The organism is Crossiella sp. S99.2, from assembly GCF_023094165.1.
In the GTDB taxonomy this organism is placed as follows: Bacteria; Actinomycetota; Actinomycetes; order Mycobacteriales; family Pseudonocardiaceae; genus Crossiella.
This window is the reverse complement of the sequence record NZ_JALMDK010000005.1, coordinates 316,228-331,837: the sequence shown is the minus strand read 5'-3', so window position 1 is coordinate 331,837 and position 15,610 is coordinate 316,228. Positions and strand designations below refer to the sequence as shown.

14 protein-coding genes are annotated in these 15,610 nt (G+C 69.8%); 6 read left to right on the top strand and 8 right to left on the bottom strand.

Annotated features, from left to right (window positions below; translation table 11 throughout):
- Positions 1 to 67: 67 nt before the first annotated feature.
- The 3 genes from MZC64_RS21245 to MZC64_RS21235 all read left to right on the top strand — a co-directional run bounded on the left by MZC64_RS21245 (position 68) and on the right by MZC64_RS21235 (position 3,250).
- Positions 68 to 1,576, top strand: coding sequence for a methyltransferase (locus MZC64_RS21245; RefSeq protein ID WP_374205778.1), 1,509 nt, complete (start codon positions 68 to 70; stop codon positions 1,574 to 1,576).
- Positions 1,573 to 1,998, top strand: coding sequence for a D-aminoacyl-tRNA deacylase (gene dtd / locus MZC64_RS21240; protein ID WP_247758621.1), 426 nt, complete (start codon positions 1,573 to 1,575; stop codon positions 1,996 to 1,998). The genes MZC64_RS21245 and dtd overlap by 4 nt, the downstream gene beginning before the upstream one ends.
- Positions 1,999 to 2,260: 262 nt before the next feature.
- On the top strand, positions 2,261 to 3,250 hold the full coding sequence (locus MZC64_RS21235; protein WP_246492520.1) for a sigma-70 family RNA polymerase sigma factor: 990 nt from the start codon (positions 2,261 to 2,263) through the stop codon (positions 3,248 to 3,250).
- 238 nt (positions 3,251 to 3,488) lie between these two features.
- On the opposite strand, the gene MZC64_RS21230 is transcribed toward MZC64_RS21235, so the two are convergent.
- The gene (locus tag MZC64_RS21230) at positions 3,489 to 4,199 is read right to left on the bottom strand and encodes a tyrosine-protein phosphatase (RefSeq protein WP_247758622.1); all 711 of its coding nucleotides are present in this window, start codon (positions 4,197 to 4,199) and stop codon (positions 3,489 to 3,491) included.
- Positions 4,200 to 4,355: 156 nt separating this feature from the next.
- Here MZC64_RS21230 and MZC64_RS21225 point away from each other — a divergent pair, with 156 nt between their 5' ends.
- The 3 genes from MZC64_RS21225 to MZC64_RS21215 are packed head-to-tail and all read left to right on the top strand — an operon-like array spanning position 4,356 to position 8,368.
- A complete protein-coding gene (locus MZC64_RS21225) occupies positions 4,356 to 6,017 on the top strand; it encodes a fumarate hydratase (RefSeq protein WP_247758623.1) in 1,662 nt (553 codons plus the stop codon).
- A gap of 30 nt (positions 6,018 to 6,047) precedes the next feature.
- A complete protein-coding gene (locus tag MZC64_RS21220; RefSeq protein ID WP_247758624.1) occupies positions 6,048 to 7,085 on the top strand; it encodes a TRM11 family methyltransferase in 1,038 nt (345 codons plus the stop codon).
- A gap of 47 nt (positions 7,086 to 7,132) precedes the next feature.
- Positions 7,133 to 8,368 carry a hypothetical protein gene (locus tag MZC64_RS21215; protein WP_247758625.1) on the top strand — a complete coding sequence of 412 codons (1,236 nt, stop codon included), beginning with the start codon at positions 7,133 to 7,135 and terminating at the stop codon, positions 8,366 to 8,368.
- 58 nt (positions 8,369 to 8,426) lie between these two features.
- Here the strand turns inward: MZC64_RS21215 and MZC64_RS21210 are convergent, their stop codons facing one another.
- From MZC64_RS21210 to MZC64_RS21180, 7 genes are all read right to left on the bottom strand, one after another.
- Positions 8,427 to 8,894 carry a hypothetical protein gene (locus tag MZC64_RS21210; protein ID WP_247758626.1) on the bottom strand — a complete coding sequence of 156 codons (468 nt, stop codon included), beginning with the start codon at positions 8,892 to 8,894 and terminating at the stop codon, positions 8,427 to 8,429.
- A 125-nt stretch (positions 8,895 to 9,019) separates the two neighbouring features.
- Entirely contained in the window at positions 9,020 to 10,171 is a 1,152-nt protein-coding gene (locus tag MZC64_RS21205) for a hypothetical protein (RefSeq protein WP_247758627.1), read from the bottom strand.
- The gene (locus MZC64_RS21200; RefSeq protein ID WP_247758628.1) at positions 10,165 to 11,436 is read right to left on the bottom strand and encodes a glucarate dehydratase family protein; all 1,272 of its coding nucleotides are present in this window, start codon (positions 11,434 to 11,436) and stop codon (positions 10,165 to 10,167) included. Before MZC64_RS21200 ends, MZC64_RS21205 begins: the two co-directional genes overlap by 7 nt.
- On the bottom strand, positions 11,433 to 12,332 hold the full coding sequence (locus MZC64_RS21195; protein WP_247758629.1) for a 5-dehydro-4-deoxyglucarate dehydratase: 900 nt from the start codon (positions 12,330 to 12,332) through the stop codon (positions 11,433 to 11,435). The genes MZC64_RS21200 and MZC64_RS21195 overlap by 4 nt, the downstream gene beginning before the upstream one ends.
- 52 nt (positions 12,333 to 12,384) lie before the next feature.
- Positions 12,385 to 13,329 (bottom strand): carbohydrate ABC transporter permease, encoded by a 945-nt coding sequence (locus MZC64_RS21190; protein WP_247758630.1) that lies wholly within the window; start codon positions 13,327 to 13,329, stop codon positions 12,385 to 12,387.
- A complete protein-coding gene (locus MZC64_RS21185; RefSeq protein WP_247758631.1) occupies positions 13,329 to 14,276 on the bottom strand; it encodes a carbohydrate ABC transporter permease in 948 nt (315 codons plus the stop codon). Before MZC64_RS21185 ends, MZC64_RS21190 begins: the two co-directional genes overlap by 1 nt.
- A complete protein-coding gene (locus MZC64_RS21180) occupies positions 14,273 to 15,604 on the bottom strand; it encodes an ABC transporter substrate-binding protein (protein WP_247758632.1) in 1,332 nt (443 codons plus the stop codon). The genes MZC64_RS21185 and MZC64_RS21180 overlap by 4 nt, the downstream gene beginning before the upstream one ends.
- Positions 15,605 to 15,610: the final 6 nt, after the last annotated feature.

Genomic DNA, 15,610 nt, shown 5'->3' with positions numbered 1-15,610 from the left:
CGTGCGTTCTCAACATAGGCGGACGGGCGGAGAAGTGGGGATCGGCGAAACGTGTGAGGATCTTCGCGTGTTCGGCGTAGCGATCGACGACCAGGTATGCGACCAGTTGCGGACGGCCTTGCTGTCCGCGGACTACCACGCGGACGGCGTGCTCGAACTGCTCGGGCCCACCGCGCACGCCGCGCTGGGCCGCGGCGAGCTGGAGCCGGCCGCCCGAGCCTGCGCCGACGGCGGGGCACTGGGCGCCCTGGTCCGGTTGTTCCTGCTCAACGAGCCGGTGCCGGAGGCCGAGCTGGCCGCCGCGCTGCGGCCGTTGCCACTGGCCGACGCGGTCCGGTCCGGGCTGCTGCACACCGACGGCGAGTCCGCGCGGGCCGCGCTGGACCTGCGGCCCTACGGCGATGACCAGGGCTCCTGGTGGGTGCTCTCGGACCTGGACTCCGACGCCCGCGGCGGCCCGGTGCCCGCCGATCACGTGCTCGGCGTCGGGCACGCCTCGCTCAGCCTGGCCAGGGCCACCGCCCGCCGCCCGGTCGGCGCGCTACTCGACCTGGGCACCGGCTGCGGGGTGCAGTCGCTGCACGCCAGCAGGCACGCCGAACACGTCACCGCCACGGATCTGTCCGGGCGGGCGCTGGCGCTGGCCTCGGCCACCTTCCGGCTCAACCAGCTCGATGTGGAACTCGGCCGCGGCGAGTGGTTCAAGCCGGTCGCGGGCCGCCGGTTCCAGCAGATCGTGTGCAACCCGCCGTTCGTGGTCGGGCCGCCGCGGGTGGACTACGTCTACCGCGACTCCGGGCTGTCCGGGGACAGCGCCAGCGAACTGGTCATCCGGCAGCTGCCCGAGCACCTCGCCGACGGCGGGGTCGGGCAGCTGCTCGCCTCCTGGCTGCACGTCAAGGGCCAGGACTGGAGTGAGCGGGTCGCCTCCTGGCTGCCCGCGCAGGGCATGGACGCCTGGGTGGTGCAGCGCGATGTGGCCGATCCGGCGCTGTACGTCGGGACCTGGCTACGCGACGCGGGCGTGGATCCGCGATCGCCGGCAGGCCGGGAGCAGGCCGGGCGGTGGCTGGACTGGTTCGCCGAGCACCAGGTCGAGGGCATCGGATTCGGCTTCGTGACCCTGCGGCACACCCAGACCGGGCCCGCCGACATCGTCTGCGAGGACCTGCGCCAGGCCTATGACGACCCGCTGGGCCCGGAAACCGCGGGCTGGCTGGACCGGGTGGCCTGGCTGCGTCAGCACCGCGCGGACGAGGACCTGCTCGCCGCCCGGCTCACCGTGCCCGCCTCGGTGGCCCTGGAGGAGATCTCCGGGCCTGCCGAGGACGGCTGGACCTCGGTGGTGCGCAGGCTGCACCGGCAGGACGGGCCGGGCTGGCAGCACGACCTGGACGACCTGGCCGCCGCGCTGCTGGCCGGCTGCCGGGGGCACCTGGACCTGGGCGACCTGCTCGGGCTGCTCGCCGCCGCGCACGGCCTGCCGACGGAGGTGCTGGTCATGGGCGCGCTGCCGGCGGTCCGCAACCTGATCAAGCACGGGATGCTGGTGCCCGCCGACTGGGTCGTGGCGTGAGGGCGGTCGTCTCCAGGGTCACCCGGGCCAGGGTCACCGTCGAGGACGAGGTGGTCGGCGCGATCGAGGAGCCCGGACTGCTGGTGCTGCTCGGTGTCACGCACACCGACACCGAGGTGACCGCGGCCACCATGGCCCGGAAACTGCACGAGTTGCGCATCCTGCGGGAGGAGCGGTCCTGCGCCGAAACCGGGGCGCCACTGCTCGTAGTGAGCCAGTTCACGCTCTACGGCCAGACCCGCAAGGGCAGGCGCCCGTCCTGGACCGAGGCGGCCCGGCCGGAGGTGGCCGAGCCGTTGGTGGTCGCGGTGGTAGAAGCCCTGCGTAGCCGGGGTGCGCGGGTGGAAACCGGGCGGTTCCGCGCGGCCATGGCGGTGGAAAGCGTGAACGACGGGCCATTCACCGTGCTGGTCGATCTTTAAGGGTTCTCTTTACGCCTTCTCAGCGAATCCTCAGCCTGCGGAAGCAACCCCGCAGGTCAGCCTGACGTCTTGCTAATTGAGAGTGGGTACCGGGAACGAAACCGAGATCGGCTTCGTTATCCAAGTGTCCAGCCAGGACGGGGCGGGGAAACCGCACAGGGACGGAACCCCCGCACTGAAGGGGCCGCCGCGCAACGGGGCGTCGGCTTGGTGACGCATGCCCGCACGACGCCGTTTGCCCGCGACCAGGGAGGGAGCTCCGATGACCGCCCTACTGAAACTTACCGAGCAGGAGCCACAGGAAGCTGCACAGATCGAGGCGCACGACCTCGACGCGCAGAGCCCGGCGGCTGACCTGGTTCGAGTCTACCTGAACGGAATCGGCCGCACCGCGCTGTTGAGCGCGGCGCAGGAAGTCGATCTCGCCAAGCGCATCGAAGCGGGGGTATTCGCCCGCCACATGCTGGACGAGGCGAAGTCGCTTTCCCCGCAACGCCGAGCCGACCTGAAGACTCTGGTTCGTGACGGGCACACCGCCAAGAACCATTTGCTGGAAGCGAACCTGCGCCTGGTGGTCAGCCTCGCCAAGCGCTACACCGGACGCGGTATGCCGCTGCTGGACCTGATCCAGGAGGGCAACCTCGGGCTGATCCGCGCGGTGGAGAAGTTCGACTACAGCAAGGGCTTCAAGTTCTCCACCTACGCGACCTGGTGGATCCGGCAGGCGATCACCCGCGGCATGGCCGACCAGGGCCGCACCATCCGGCTGCCCGTGCACCTGGTGGAACAGGTCAACAAGCTGGCCCGGATCAAGCGCGACCTGCACCAGCAGCTGGGCCGCGAGGCCACGCACGAGGAGCTGGCCGCCGAGTCGGGCCTGCCCGCGGACAAGATCTCCGACCTGCTCGACCACGCCCGCGACCCGGTGAGCCTGGACATGCCGGTCGGCGCCGAGGAAGACGCCCCCCTTGGCGACTTCATCGAGGACTCCGAGGCCACCGACGCCGAAAGCGCGGTCATCTCGGGCCTGCTCCAGGACGACCTGCGCCGGGTGCTGGCCACCCTGGACGACCGCGAGCAGCACGTCATCCGCCTCCGCTACGGCCTGGACGACGGCCAGCCCCGGACCCTGGACCAGATCGGCCGCCGGTTCGGCCTCTCGCGCGAGCGAGTCCGCCAGATCGAGCGGGAGGTCATGTCCAAGCTCCGCCAGGGCGACCGGGCCGAGCGGTTGCGCGCGTACGCGAGCTGACGCTGAGTAGTCCCCCACCTCACCCAGATAGCCGCGTTGACTTGTGACCTGCCTCACGGCACGGTTCTCCAAGACAACACAGACTGCGCAGTTCGGCTGTACCACTACAGCCGGATTGCACACCCCGGGAGGTCGGACCCGTCGGGGGCGGGTCCGGCCTTCCGACATGTCCGGACCCGCTCACCCCACCCGGCGTGTTGGCCGTTGTCGTACGCCGGGTTGGCCGTTGTGGGCGGGGTCAGTCAGCCAGGATGCGGGTGATCCAGCGGTCGATTTCCTGCTCGGTGGCGCCGTTGGCGAGTAGCCAGCCGCGAGGGCCGCCCTCGTGCGCGTCCAGGGCGTCGAGCACGCCCACGATGGCGGCGGCGGGTGCGGCCAGCAGGTGTCTCATCGCGGCGAGCTGGTCGTCGGTCGGTTCCGGACGGCCCAGGCTGGTGGCGACCCGGCGGATGACGCCGCTCATGTTGGTCTCGGTGCGCACGTAGTCCGCGATGACGGTCTCCCTCGGCACCCCGGCCACCCGCAGCAGCAGCGCCACCGACACCCCGGTCCGGTCTTTGCCCACCGAGCAGTGCACCAGCACCGCGCCGTCGGCCGCACTGGCCAGCCGGACCACCTCGACCAGGCCGGCCGCGGACTCCGCCAGCAGCTGGAGGTAGAGCTTGCCGAGGTCGATCGCGGCTGGGTCGGCCGCCGCGGCGGCCATGATCAGGTCCAGCATCGGGATGCGGTGCACCACGGTGCCGTTGACCAGCAGGGGGTGCTCGGCGTGGCCTTCCTTGCTACCGCGCAGGTCGAGCACCACCGCGGGCGGCCAGCCCGCGAGTTCCGGAACGGTGTCGCCGGCCAGGGGAGCCTCGCTGCGCAGCAGCACGCCGTGCCGGGTCAGTCTGCCGTCCGCTGTGCGCAGCCCGCCCAGGTCGCGGCCGTTGACGAGTCCCGTGGTCACCATGTCCCCCTCGGCTGAGTTGAATTGCCAGTCCAAACCTACGCGGGGGTCCCGCCCTGCTCGATCCGGACGGGGATCACACCCGGTCAGCGCCAGGCCGCCGGAGCGCACGCGGTAGTTTCAGCAGATACCCGAATCGCAGGCAAGGGAGCCCGCGTGACTGCCACCACCACGGCGTTTGAGTACACCGACGTCCTGCCGCTCGGCCCGGACCAGACCGAGTACCGCCTCGTCACCAGCGAGGGCGTGCGGCTGGTCGAGGCCGCGGGGCGGCGCTTCCTCGAGGTCGACCCCGAGGTGCTGACCCTGCTCGCCCGGGAGGCGATCAAGGACATCCAGCACCTGCTGCGGCCCTCGCACCTGGCCCAGCTGCGCGCGATCATCGACGACCCGGAGGCCAGCGGCAACGACCGGTTCGTCGCGATGGACCTGCTGCGCAACGCCTGCATCGCCGCCGGCGGGGTGCTGCCGATGTGCCAGGACACCGGCACCGCGATCGTGATGGGCAAGCGCACCGAGACCGTGCTCACCGGCGGCGCGGACGAGCAGGCGCTCTCCCGCGGCATCTTCGACGCCTACCAGGAACTGAACCTGCGCTACTCGCAGATGGCGCCGGTGACCTTCTGGGACGAGAAGAACACCGGGTCCAACCTGCCCGCGCAGATCGAGGTGTTCACCAAGCCCGGCACCGAGCCCAAGTACGAGTTCCTGTTCATGGCCAAGGGCGGCGGCAGCGCGAACAAGACCTTCCTGTACCAGGAGACCAAGGCGCTGCTGAACCCGGTGCGGCTGGCCAAGTTCCTGGACGAGAAGCTGCGCAGCCTGGGCACCGCGGCCTGCCCGCCGTACCACCTCGCGGTGGTGGTGGGCGGTCTGTCCGCGGAGCAGAACCTCAAGGTCGCCAAGCTGGCCTCGGCCCGCTACCTGGACGAGCTGCCCACCGAGGGATCGCCGCTGGGACACGCTTTCCGCGATGTCGACCTGGAGCAGCAGGTGCTGGAGCTGACCCGTCAGTTCGGCATCGGCGCGCAGTTCGGCGGCAAGTACTTCTGCCACGACGTGCGGGTGATCCGGCTGCCCCGGCACGGCGCCTCCTGCCCGGTCGGCGTGGCGGTGTCCTGCTCGGCGGACCGCCAGGCGCGGGCGAAGATCACGCCCGAGGGCGTGTTCATCGAGCAGCTCGAACGCGATCCGGCCCGGTTCCTGCCGGAGATCGGCGACGGCGAACTGTCCGACGAGGTGGTCAACATCGACCTCACACTGCCGATGGAGCAGATCCGCGCCACGCTGTCCCAGCTGCCGGTGAAGACCCGGGTCTCGCTGACCGGTCCGCTGGTGGTGGCCCGCGACATCGCGCACGCCAAGATCAAGGAGCGGCTGGACGCGGGCGAGGGCATGCCGCAGTACTTGCGTGATCACCCGGTCTACTACGCCGGTCCGGCCAAGACGCCCGAGGGCTACGCCTCCGGGTCGTTCGGGCCGACCACCGCGGGCCGGATGGACTCCTACGTGGAGCAGTTCCAGGCTGCGGGCGGCTCGCTGGTCATGCTGGCCAAGGGAAACCGGTCCAAGCAGGTGACCGAGGCGTGCCAGAGTCACGGCGGTTTCTACCTCGGTTCCATCGGCGGTCCGGCGGCCCGGCTGGCCCAGGACTGCATCCGCAAGGTCGAGGTGCTCGAGTACGCCGAACTCGGCATGGAGGCGGTGTGGAAGATCGAGGTCGAGGACTTCCCCGCGTTCGTGGTGGTCGACGACAAGGGCAACGACTTCTTCGCCGGCACCAGCCAGCCCACGCTGCAGGTGTCCTTCCGACGCTGATTTTTGTTACTCCGCAACGATTGTGAGCACATGGCAAGGTACGCGCTGCTGATTCTGCCCGCGTTCAACCGGGTGTACGGGGAGTCGGCCATCCGGCTGACCCGCACCGAGCTGGCGGTGTTCAGCGAGACCGCGTTGCACACCGAGGTCGCCGAGGTCGCCGAGACGGAGATCGGCGGCGTCCCTTACGTCACCTTCGAGTCCGGGCAGCTGGACGAGTACGACATCTCGGTGCTGTCCAACCTGTCCTCGGTGTACGCGTTGTTCGCGGTCGAGGGCGAGTTGCTGCGGCCGCTGCGAGTGTCCCCTTTGGACAAGTTCAGCAGCGATCTGCTGACCATCCAGAAGTACTCGGGCAAGACCAACGAGCACTTCACCAAGCTGCTGCTCAACGTCACCCTGCTGGCCCGCGCCGAACCCGGCGAGCTGATGGAGAAAAAGCTCGCTGTCTTCGACCCGATGTGCGGGCGCGGCACCACGCTGAACCAGGCGCTGATGTACGGCCACGACGCCTTCGGCATGGACACCGACAGCAAGGACTTCGAGGCCTACGCGCACTTCCTGGCCACCTGGCTGAAGAACCACCGGGTCAAGCATCAGCACGAGGTCACCCCGATCCGCCGGGACAAGTCGCTGATCGGCAAGCGGCTCAGCGTGAAACTGGGGCTGACCAAGGAGTTGTACAAGGCGGGCGAGGCCAACCAGCTCATGGTGGTCAACGCCGACACCGTGCGCAGCCGGGAGTTCTTCCGCGCCGAGACCGTGGACGCGATCGTCACCGACGCGCCCTACGGCGTGCAGCACGGCTCCCGGCCCACCCAGAAACACCTGTCCCGCAGCCCACTGGAACTGCTGTACAACGCGGTGCCCGGGTGGAGTCAGATCCTGCGGCCCGGCGGCGCCATCGGCATTTCCTGGAACACGCACGTGGCCGGCCGGGACGATCTGGTGAAGATCCTGGCGGACAACGGGTTGCAGCCGCTCGATGACGGTCCGTGGCGGGAGTTCGAGCACCGGGTGGACCAGTCGATCATCCGCGATCTGGTGGTGGCGCGGAAACCCGGCTGAGCCGATATCCGACTGCCCGTGGCCGGGCGGGGACGCATACTGACGCGGTGAGCACCTTCACCCGCTACCGCTGGCTGCCTGAGGGCGCGTTCCCGCTCAATCTGGGCGAGCCGCACGCCCGCCCGGCCGGTCGCTACCTCACCCTCGGCGTGGCCGCGCTGGTGCTGATGGCCGTGCCGATGTGGCTGCCGCGCTGGGCCTGGTTGCTGATCGGCGCCGGGCTGGCGGTGTGGGCCACGCTGGGGTTCGGGTTCGCCCAGCGGCCGCAGTACCCGACCAGCTGGCTGGTCCGGCAGCCGGCGCGGCTCGGCCGGGTGGACTCCGGGGACAAGGACCGGACCGGACCGGCGCCCGGGGTGGTGACCTGGGTGCGGTCGGGTGAGATCCAGCTCGTCCAGCGGTCCTGGGCCACCGCGGCCACCGCGGCGCACGCCCGGTTCCTGGACGCGACCGGGCTGGCCGAGACGACCTCGGTGTCGGATTGGGACGAGGACGAGGAATTCGAGTACGGCACCGGCGAGAGCGGCTACCTGCTGCGGGATGAGCGGGCCGCGTTCGCGGTGCACGGCTACGAGCTGTCCGACGAGTCCGGGACCGGGCTGTTGCCGTTCGGCTGGCTCGGGGTGGCCAGGGACCGGTTGCCAGTGCAGCGGCACGGGCCGAACGTGACCAGGGTCGGCTACGACGATGTGCGTGCGCTGGCCAGGGTCGGGGCCGCGCCCGCGCACCGGCTGGAGGCCGCCTTCGCCGGGCACGCGCAGCCGAGCGAGGTGGATCTGGTGCTGGACCTGGGTCTGCCGCGTGGCTGGCCGTCCATTCTGGACACTCTGCCGCCCGCTGAGGTGCGGGCGATGCTGGTGCCGGCGCGGATCGCGGTGCTGCGCGCGGAACTGCTCGCCCAGGGTGCGCGGGACCTGGCCTGGGAGCAGGAGCGTGACGTGGTCACCCCGGTCAGTCCGGAGTGGACGCAGCGCTGGTTGCGGCGGCTGGACACGATCAGCGCGGCCGGGCAGGCGCCGGAGCTGACGCCTGGCGCGTGGCCGGAACTGTCCGGCACCGCGTACACCGGTCTGCTGCTGGCCGCCACCGCCACCGACTTGACCGATCGGCCTCTGCGGCCGCTGCTGGGAAATCTCGGCGTGCCAACGGAATCAGCGGCCCAGCGACTGTCCTGGGCGCCCGGACGGGTGCGCTGGCACCTGCTGGACCGGGCGAATCTGGTTGCCTGCTACGGATTCTCGATCTGCGCGGGCGCGGCGTTCAGTTCCTGGATGAACGGATAAGTGTCGGCGCCCCGGCTGGGTTCCGCGCCTGCCGGGGCGCCGCATTCGGTTGGTCGGGTTACTTGGTCTCCTGCTTGGCGGTGACGGCGACCGTCCGCTCCCCCAACGGTTTGGCCAGCTTCACGGTGACCGGCGGGAACCGCAGGTCCATGGTGCAAGCCTCGCTGTTGGCGGGGGTGGTCTCCACCAGCGTGATCTTCACGCCGGTGTCGGTCTGTTCGGTCAGGTCGGCGCGCACCTTGCTGCAGCCGCCTTCCTTGCCGAACGTGCCGACCACGGTGCCGTCACCCTCGGTCCACACCCGCTTGGGGAAGTCCGCGGGCAATGCCGACAGGTCGGCCTTGTTCTTCGCCAACGGTTTTCCGCCGGCGGGCGGGTCCATCTCCGGACCCGGTTCCGGCGTCGGCTGAGCGGACGAAGGAGGCGGGGTCGGCTGTCCGCCAAAACCAGCCGTGGGCTCCGCACAGGCGCTCAACGCGAGCACCAGCGCCGCCCCGGCGCTGACCACGGTAGCTAGACGTCTCATGTGCACAGGACGGAACGGTAGCCACGGCGGGTTGCACGCGCGGGTTAAACAGAAAAACAGCCGTGGGATCGACCTCCCGGCAGGAGAGGTCGATCCCACGGCATCACCAGGGGAGACGTCGGGCGCTACCCCAGTGAGTCCAGTGCTGATCGGATCATCGCCAATCGCGCCCCGGAGGCGAGTCCGGCGTGATAGAGGTGGAATTCCTCGACCCCGGCCGCGGAGAGCGCGGTCAGTTCGGCCCGCATGGCCGAGGAGTCGACCGGCTTGGGTGGCAGGGCCAGCACGTAGCCGGCGATCCTGGTCTGCGGGGCCAGCTTCCGCAGGGCCTCGATACCGGGGACGCTCGCCTCCGGTCCCGGCCAGCACATCGCCACGATCGCGTCCACCTCCACGCCCAGTTCGGGCGCCGCGGTGGCGAAGGGTCCGGTGGCCCACGGGTCGGCGTTGGCGTGCACGATAACCCTGGCCGCCGGGGCCAGTTGGCGGATCTCGCCGACCAGCAGCGCGCGCAGTCGCGCCACCGCACTGGTCCGGACGGCGGCCACCTGTGCGGCCAGTTCCGCGCCCAGTGCCGAGTCCACGCTGTCCGGTTCGCCCGCGTCCACGGCCGCGCGCACCCGCGCGCGCAGCGCGTCCACCGCGATGCCGGCCTCGGTGTAACCGGCCGCACACGCTCCGCAGAAGCAGAGGGACAGCAGTGCCTGGCGGACCTTGCCCCAGTCACCGCCCTCGGTCTTCTCGTGGTGCCCGCCGTGGAAGAAGCCCAGCGGTCCGCAGGCTTCCAGGACCACGCCGTCCGGCTGGCCCCGGGTCACGATTTCGCGGACCAGGGTGCGGGCGTACTCGACGACCTCCGGCTGGGTGGTGCACAGCGCGTACGGGTACCGGTCGCCGAAGGCGTTGCGCACCACCAGGTCCGGCGCGAGGTCGCCCAGGCGGCTGCTGTGGGTGAGCACGGTCCAGGCGTAGACCGGCAGTCCGGCGGCCTTGAGCGCGTCCCTGGCCTGACCGTAGGAATCCGGACTGTCCACCCAGGACGGTTCGGCCGGGGTGAGCCTGCGCCCTTCCCAGACCTCCGGCCGCACCGGCAGGTACAGCGCGGCGTGCCGGGCGTCGATCAGCCGGTGCTCCGGGTGCAGCGGGGTGGCGGCCCGCACGGTGTGGTACGAGGCGGCGAGGGCCACCGCGTCCACGCCGAGGTCGACGATCCGTTGCACCGCACCGGGATCGCCGATGATGTCCCACGGGTAGACGTGGGCGACGGACTTCACCACCGCGGCCGCTTCCTCTCGTAGTCAGGCTGGAACTTTTGCATGTAGCCAGTGTCGTCGCGCACCTTCAGCCCGCAGGTGCGGTAGTTCTCGTGCAGGCGCGCCAACTGATCCCGGTCCAGGGTCACGCCGAGCCCAGGCGTGGTCGGCACCGCCATCGCACCGTCCACAAAGGACACCACGCCGGGTTCGATCACCTCGTCCTTGGCGTTCCACGGGTAGTGGGTGTCGCAGGCGTAGGACAGGTTCGGGGTGGCCGCGGCCAGGTGGGTCATCGCGGCCAGGCTGATGCCCAGGTGCGAGTTGGAGTGCATGGACAGCCCGATGCCGAAGGTGTCGCAGATGACGCCCAGGTGCCGGGAGCGGGTCAGGCCGCCCCAGTAGTGGTGGTCGGAGAGGATGACCTGCACCGCGTCCTTGGCGATGGCCTCGGGCAGCTGGTCGTAGGAGACCACGCACATGTTGGTGGCCAACGGCATTGATGCCTGCTTGGCCACCTCGGACATGCCGTTGATGCCGGGGGTGGGGTCCTCCAGATACTCCAGGACCCCGTCCAGTTCCTTGGCCACCCGCAGCGAGGTCGGCACCGACCAAGCGCAGTTCGGGTCGATCCGCAAGGGGTGACTCGGAAACGCCTCCCGCAGGGCGTGGATGGCGGCGATCTCCTGCTCGGGCGGGAACACCCCGCCCTTGAGCTTGATCGAGCCGAACCCGTACTCCCGCACCATCTTCCGGGTCTGTTCGACCATCCCGGCCGGGTCGATCGCCTCGCCCCACTCGTCGGCCTCGGCGCCAGGGTGCCCGGCCCACTTGTAGAACAGGTAGGCGCTGTAGGGCACCGTGTCGCGGACCTTGCCGCCGAGCAGGTCGTGCACCGGGCGGCCCAGGAGGTGGCCCTGGATGTCCAGGCAGGCCACCTCGAACGGGGAGAACACCCGGTCCACGGTGCCGCCGGAGGTGAAGTCGCCGGTGAGCCCGTGCTTGTCCGAGCCGGCCACGCCGCCGAGTGCCTCGGCGACCTTGGCGTGGATCTGGTTGAGCGCGTAGACATCCAGGCCGATCAGCCCGGGTACCACGGATTCCATCCGGGCCAGGTGTCCGGTGTCGCCGTAGCTCTCGCCGAGGCCGAGCACGCCGTCCTCGGTGACCACCTCGATGATCGAGCGCAGCGCCCAGGGTTCGTGCACCCCGGCGGAGTTGAGCAGGGGCGGGTCCCGGAAGGCGATCGGGGTGATGGTGATCCGCTGGATCCGGGTGCCGGTGCTCACACCAGCTCCAGACCCGCGGCCACGATCTGTTCGAGTTCGGCCAGGTGCTCCGGGGTCGGGTCGGTCAGCGGGGCGCGCACGCCGCCGCAGTCCAGACCGCGCTGCTTGACCGCGGCCTTGACCAGCGACACCGCGTAGCCCGGGGACTTGTCCCGCAAGGCCACCAGCGGGCCGTAGAAGCCGTGCAGCAGCGCGTTGACCTTCGCCGTGTCGCCCTCGTCCACCGCGCGGTAGAAGGCCAGGGAGATCTCCGGGGCGAAGCAGAACACCGCGGAGGAGTACAGCTCCACGCCGATGCCGCGGTAGGCGGGCTGGGTCATCTCCGCGGTGGGCAGGCCGTTGAAGAACTGGAACGGCTTGTCCACTGTGGACCGGACGGCGAGCACGATGCGCTGCATCAGGTCCAGGTCGCCCAGGCCGTCCTTGAAACCGACCACGTTGGGCAGCTTGGCCACCTCGACCGCGGTCTCCGGGGTGAACAGCGCGTTGTTGCGCTGGTAGACGATCACCGGCAGATCGGTGCTGCCCGCGACCTGGCGCACGTAGTCGAGCAGGCCCTCCGGCCGCGAGCCCACCAGGTACGGCGGGAGCAGCAGCAGGCCGTCCGCACCGGCCCGCTTGGCCGCGGCGGCGAACTGCTTGGCCAGGGGTAGCGCGCCGCCCGTGCCGGCGAGCACCGGGACGCGGCCGGCGGTGGCCTCCACCGCGACCGCGACCACACGTTCGTACTCTCCGGGTTCCAGTGCGTGGAACTCACCCGTGCCACAGGCCACGAAGACGCCGCCGGGTCCGGCGTCCACACCACGCTTGACGTGCTCGGCGAGCACGTCCTCGGCCACCTCGCCGGTCCCGGTGAACGGGGTCACCGGGAAGAACAAGACTCCATCCAGCTGCATGTCAGACCTCACGACGTCGAGACCGGCGATGGCGGGAACCGCACGCGGTTCCCTATCCCTTCACAGCACCACTGGTGATGCCGCGCAGGAACGATTTCTGCAAGGACAGGTACACGATCAAACTCGGTACCAGGGCGAGCAGCGCACCCGCCAGCACCACACCCGGTCCGACCATATCGTCGGAGCGCAGGGTGGCGAGGGCGACGGTGAGCGTGTAGTCGCCGGGATCGGTGGCCACGATCAACGGCAACAGGTACTGGTCCCAGATCATGGTGAACCCGAACACGGCGACGACGCCGAGTGCGGGCCGGCACAGCGGCACCACGATCTGGGCGAAGATGCGGAGTTCGCCGGCGCCGTCGACGCGGGCCGCCTCCTCCAGTTCGAGGGGGATCTCCCGCATGAACTCGGTCATCACGAAGATGGAGAATCCCCAGGCGCCCAACGGGAGGATCACGCCGAGCAGGGTGCCCTTGAGGCTGATGCCCAGCAGCGGGAGGTCGCCGATCACCATCGACAGCGGGATCGCGATGACCTCCTCGGGCAGCATCATGGTGGTGAGGATGGCCAGCATCACGATGGCCTGGCCGCGGAACTTCTTGCGCGCCAAGGCGTACGCGGCGAACACGCTGACGCTGACCTGGAGCAGCAGCCCGCCGCCGGCGATGATCAGCGAGTTGAGCAGGTAGCCCCAGATGCCCTTCTGGGTGGCCACGTCGAAGTTGACCAGCGAGGGGCGGTTGGGCAGCACGGAGAGTTTGGTCGGGTCCGGGCTGAAGTCGAAGGCGCCGGAGACCACGGTGATCAGTGGCCCGCAGAAGACCAGGAACACCGCAACGCACAACAGGATCCGGCCGGTGGCGCCCACCGGGGAGGCGCGCACGCCGGCCCAGCCGAGCGCGGTCTCGCACTGTTGCGCGACCCCGATCGGTTTGCGCCCGGTGCCCGGACGGTCCGAAGTGGACGGTGTGGCGGGCCGGAGTTCGGTGGTGGTCATCAGGCCTCCCGCCGTCGGCGCAGCAGCTGCACGCCCAGGGTGAGCAGCAGGGTCACCAGGAACAGCACCACCGAACCGGCCGAGGCCACGCCCAGCTCGCTGGTCTCGAAGCCCAGCGAGAACACCCGGGTCATCCAGACGTCGGTGGAACCGGCCGGGCCGCCGCCGGTGAGCACGTAGACCTCGGTGAACACGCGCAGACCGCGGATCGAGGCCAGGGTGAGCAGGATCGTGATGGCGGGGCGCAGCGCGGGCAGCGTGATGTAGCGGATGCGCTGCCAGGTGGTGCAGCCGTCGATCGCGGCGGATTCGTAGAGCTGGCGGTCGATCCCGGCCAGTCCGGCCAGCAGGATCACCATGTCGTAGGGGGCGCCCTTCCAGATGCCCACCGCCATCACCGACCACAGCGAGGTGTCCGGGTGGTCCAGGAAGGTGGACGGGCCCAGGCCCACCCAGGAGAGCAGCGAGTTGAGGAAGCCGCCCTCGGCCGGGTAGTAGAGCAGCCGCCAGATCTCGCCGACCACCGCGGTGGCCGCGACCACCGGCAGGAACACCGCCGAGCGCACGAACCACAGCGACCGTGCCGTGCCCTCAAGAAGAAGCGCGAGGCCGAAGCCGATGAGCATCGCGCCCGCGGTCTGTCCGATGGCCAGGATGAGGGTGTTGTTCAGCGCGTTGTGGAAGCGCTCGTCGCCGAGCACCCTGGCGTAGTTGTCCAGGCCCACCCACAGGTCACCGAGGAACGGGCGCACCTCGAACAGGCTGAGCCGGATGCCCTCTGCCATCGGGACGTATTTGAAGACCAGGAACAACACCAGCGCGGGCAGCAGGAACAGCCACGGGATGATGGTGACCGCGAGGCGGCGCCGAGGAGGGCGCCGCCTCGCGGAGTGGGACTCGACGGCACCGCCGCCACTAGCCGCCGAGCCCACGTCTGTGACGGTCACTGAGCCGCCTTCTGCGACTTCAGTTCCTTGTCGAGGTTGCCTGCCAGCTTGGTCAGTTCAGCGCTGACATCGCTGCCGCACTTGGCGAACAGGCTGTTCAGCGTCTCCGCGGTCTGCTGCCGGAAGGGCTGGAAGTTGGGCACGTTCGGGAACGGCCGGGCGTTCTCGGCGTAGACCTTGGCCACGGTGTCCCAGCGCGGGTCGTTGTAGACCGACTTGACGTCGACGTTCTTGTTCACCGACAGCCGCACCACGGGACGCTGGCCGGCGTCCGGCTTCATGCCCAGCTGCTGGGCTTCCGGGGACACCAGGAACTCGGCCAGCTTCTTCTGCTCGGCGGTCTTGGCCGAACCGGCCATCTGGTAGATGACCTCGCCCTCGCCCAGCACGGTGGAGCCGCTCGGGCCGGCCGGGGACGGGATGACCTCGTACTTGTCCTTGCCCGGCGCCTTGTCGAAGCGGGTGAACATGTACGGGCCGGTCAGGTAGATCCCGGCCTTGCCCTGCTCGAAGTAGTTGTGCGCGTCGTTGGTGACCATGGTGAGCGAGTTGGGCAACGTCACCTTGGTGTCGCAGAACAGGCCCTTGAGCCAGTTCACCGCCTGCGTGGTCTGCGCGGAGTTCACCGCGACCTTGTACTCGCCGCCGGACTCGCTGAGGATGTCCCCGCCGGCCTGCCAGATGTAGTTGGCCGCCCACCAGGCCAGGTAGCCGCGGTCGGTGGAGCCGGGCGCGACGATGCCGAAGGTGTCCTTGGCGTCGCCGTTGCCGTCGGGGTCCTTGGTGGTGAAGTCGTTGGCCAGCGCGGCCAGTTCGTCCCAGGTCTTCGGGACCGGCTTGCCCAGCTTTTCCCGCCAGTCCTTGCGCACCAGCAGCACCTGGGCCTGGGTGGAGAACGGGACCGCGAAGTACTTGCCGTCGGCGGTCTTGCCGTTGTTCCAGGCCCGTTCGACCAGGTCACCCTGGCCGGCGAAGGCGTTGCGGTCCACCTCGACCACGAAGCCCTGCTTGCGGTACGGGCCCAGCGAGCCGGTGTCGGTGATCACCAGGTCCGGCAGGTCCTTGGACTGGGCGCGTTCCTGCACCCGCTTGTCGAAGTCGTTGAACGGCGGCGGGTTGTAGTTGACCGGGATGCCGGTCTTGTCGGTGAACGCCTTGAAGATCTTCTCGTAGACCTTCTTGGTGTCGTCCTGGCTGCGCGTCCACACCTCGATCGGCGCGTTCGGGTCGCCCTGCGGAGCCCCGCCGGAGCAGGCGGACAGGACCAGCCCGACGGCCACCGCACCCGCGAGTAACGCGGTGCGGGTTCTGGCGGTACGACGCTGCATGCCCGG

Bases quoted from the DNA above. Each gene is read 5' to 3' on its own strand.
- MZC64_RS21220 (WP_247758624.1), top strand. From the start codon at position 6,048: ATGGCAAGGTACGCGCTGCTGATTCTGCCCGCGTTCAACCGGGTGTAC.
- MZC64_RS21195 (WP_247758629.1), bottom strand. From the start codon at position 12,332: ATGCAGCTGGATGGAGTCTTGTTCTTCCCGGTGACCCCGTTCACCGGG.
- MZC64_RS21180 (WP_247758632.1), bottom strand. From the start codon at position 15,604: ATGCAGCGTCGTACCGCCAGAACCCGCACCGCGTTACTCGCGGGTGCG.
- MZC64_RS21235 (WP_246492520.1), top strand. From the start codon at position 2,261: ATGACCGCCCTACTGAAACTTACCGAGCAGGAGCCACAGGAAGCTGCA.
- MZC64_RS21190 (WP_247758630.1), bottom strand. From the start codon at position 13,329: ATGACCACCACCGAACTCCGGCCCGCCACACCGTCCACTTCGGACCGT.
- MZC64_RS21210 (WP_247758626.1), bottom strand. From the start codon at position 8,894: ATGAGACGTCTAGCTACCGTGGTCAGCGCCGGGGCGGCGCTGGTGCTC.